General features: G+C 63.3%; 3 protein-coding genes. All 3 read right to left on the bottom strand.

Going from position 1 to position 2,477, the window contains the following annotated elements:
* Window positions 1-13: 13 nt before the first annotated feature.
* The 3 genes from tnpC to tnpA all read right to left on the bottom strand — a co-directional run bounded on the left by tnpC (window position 14) and on the right by tnpA (window position 2,396).
* Window positions 14-1,492, bottom strand: coding sequence for an IS66 family transposase (gene tnpC / locus AC0L23_RS39770; RefSeq protein WP_247371356.1), 1,479 nt, complete (start codon window positions 1,490-1,492; stop codon window positions 14-16).
* 122 nt (window positions 1,493-1,614) lie between these two features.
* Window positions 1,615-1,971 (bottom strand): IS66 family insertion sequence element accessory protein TnpB, encoded by a 357-nt coding sequence (tnpB, locus tag AC0L23_RS39765; protein ID WP_247295361.1) that lies wholly within the window; start codon window positions 1,969-1,971, stop codon window positions 1,615-1,617.
* Entirely contained in the window at window positions 1,968-2,396 is a 429-nt protein-coding gene (tnpA, locus tag AC0L23_RS39760) for an IS66-like element accessory protein TnpA (protein ID WP_446482978.1), read from the bottom strand. Before tnpA ends, tnpB begins: the two co-directional genes overlap by 4 nt.
* Window positions 2,397-2,477: the final 81 nt, after the last annotated feature.

Genomic DNA, 2,477 nt, shown 5'->3' with positions numbered 1-2,477 from the left:
GTAAACGTCGTTCTCAGGCCACGGCTTTGAGGGATTGCGCGCGATAGGCCCAGGGAAGCAGCTGATCGATTTCGCTGTTTGGGTGACCGTTGACGATCCTGGTGAGCGCGTCAGTCAGGAAGGCAAGGGGATCGACGTCGTTCAGCTTACAAGTTTCTACCAGGGATGCGATGATGGCCCAGTGCTCGGCGCCGCCGTCGGAGCCAGCGAACAGTGCATTTTTCCGGTTGAGTGCGATCGGACGGATCGAGCGCTCGACGGCGTTGTTGTCGAGCTCGATACGGCCATCATCGATGAAGCGCGTCAGGCCCTCCCAGCGTGAGAGCGCATAGCGGATTGCGTCTGCCAATTTGCCCTTTTGACTGATCAGCGCAAGCTTGGCGCGGAGCCACCGTTCGAACGCTTCCGCCAGCGGTCTGCTTTTCTGTTGCCGAACGAGACGGCGCCCCTCGGCGCTGCGGCCACGGATGTCCTTCTCGACGGCATAGAGCTCGGCGATTTGCTTGAGCGCCTCGCTCGCAATGGGCGCCGGACCGGGTGTGGCAAGCTCGTAGAAGTTACGCCGCATGTGCGACCAGCAGAATGCAAGCCGAACATCGCCACGCTCGGCGAGCTTGCCATAACCGGCATAGCCGTCGACCTGCAGAATCCCCTTGAAGCCTGCCAGATGAGCGATCGGTCGATCGGCTTTGCGATCGGGGGCATAGACATAGGCGACGCCGGGCGGATCTGCGCCGCCCCACGGCCGGTCGTCCGCAGCATAGGTCCAGAGCTGACCGGTCTTGGTGCGCCCACGGCCGGGATCGAGCACCGGCATCGTCGTCTCGTCGGCGAACAGCTTTGGCCGTTGCTTAAGCTTGCCTAGGAGGCGCTCATGCAAGGGACGCAGATGGAAGGCTGCCTGCCCCACCCAGTCCGCCAACGTTGAACGATCGAGCTCAATGCCCTGGCGTGCATAGATTTGCGCTTGCCGATAGAGCGGCAGGTGATCGGCATATTTTGACACCAGAACCTGTGCGACGGTTGCTTCCGTTGGCAGTCCGCCCTCGATCAGCCGAGCCGGAGCTGGCGCCTGCATGACGCCATCCTCGCAAACCCGGCAGGCGTATTTGGGCCGCCGGGTCACGAGGATCCGGAACTGCGCCGGGACCAGGTCCAGCCGCTCGCTTCTATCCTCGCCGACCCGATGTAACTCGCCTTGGCAGCAGGGACAGGTCCTGTCCTCGATGTCGACGATGACCTCGATCCGCGGCAGGTGCGCCGGCAAGGCGCCACGGTTGCCCCGGCGCTTGCGAGCTCGCGCATCACGGCCTTCAGGTGCACTGATGTCCTGTGCCGTCTCGCCGTACGCTGCGACTTGCTCGACGTCTTCCAGGCCCAGCAGCATCTGGTCTTCAGGCAGCGTCTCTGCCCGTCGGCCAAACCGATGCCGCTGCAATTCCTTGATGATCTGACGCAGCCGCTCGCTCTCGCACCGCTCGGCGAGCAGCATCGCTTTTAGCGTCTCCGGATCGTCAGGCAGGACGTCGCTCACAGCCAAATCAGAGCATATTCGCCGCCATCTGGCGACGCATCCGACGGTCCTGATTCACTTCGCCGCAGCGCTGCCAACAACTACCCGGGCTGCGCTGGCGCCGGCGTCCCCCGTGCCTCGTGCACAAGCCGCCAGTCGAGTCCTTCCAGCAGCGCCGACAATTGCGCTGCCGACAGGCGCATCACACCGTCCTCGATCTTCGGCCAGCGGAAGGTCCCATCCTCAAGCCTCTTGGCGAACAGGCACAGGCCCGTTCCATCCCAGAACACCAGCTTGATCCGGTCCGCCCGCTTGGCCCGGAACACATAAACAGCTCCCGAGAATGGATCTGCACCCATGCTCTCGCGCACCAGGGTCGCAAGACCCTCCATGCCCTTGCGGAAGTCTACCGGCTTGGTCGCCACCATCACCCGGACCGCACCTGACGGACCGATCACCGGCTCACCTTCAGCGCCTGGACAATCGACGCAATCATCGCCGTATCCGCTCCACGACCGGCTCGGATCGTGATGCCGTCCACTTCAATCTCGATGATCCCGCTATCTGCCTTGCGCACCGTTTTGCGCTCCCGGTGAGCACTTGGCGCCGGTACCACTGCGTCCACCACCGCCGGCACAAACTGTACTTCGTCAGCTTCGGAATGACCGCCTGCTCCTTCTCGCAACTGACGTCGCCAGCCAAACAGCTGCTGCGGCGACAATCCATGCCGTCGAGCCACGGAACACACCGAGTCGCCACTCGCCACGATCTCCGCGACGATCCGCACCTTGTCCTCGTCGCTCCACTTCCGCCGACGACCGGCTCCGGTGAAGACCTCGAGCCGCCGCACCGGCTCCGTGATAGCAGTATGCACTGTGTCCATTCTAAGCCTAACGGTCCAAACCGAACCGCAGACTCGCAGATCACACCGTCATCGGGTAGGTGGCCGCTGAACAGCGCTTAC

This window comes from Bradyrhizobium sp. MI1.4 (assembly GCF_055811315.1).
This window is presented reverse-complemented; position numbering and strand designations above follow the sequence as displayed.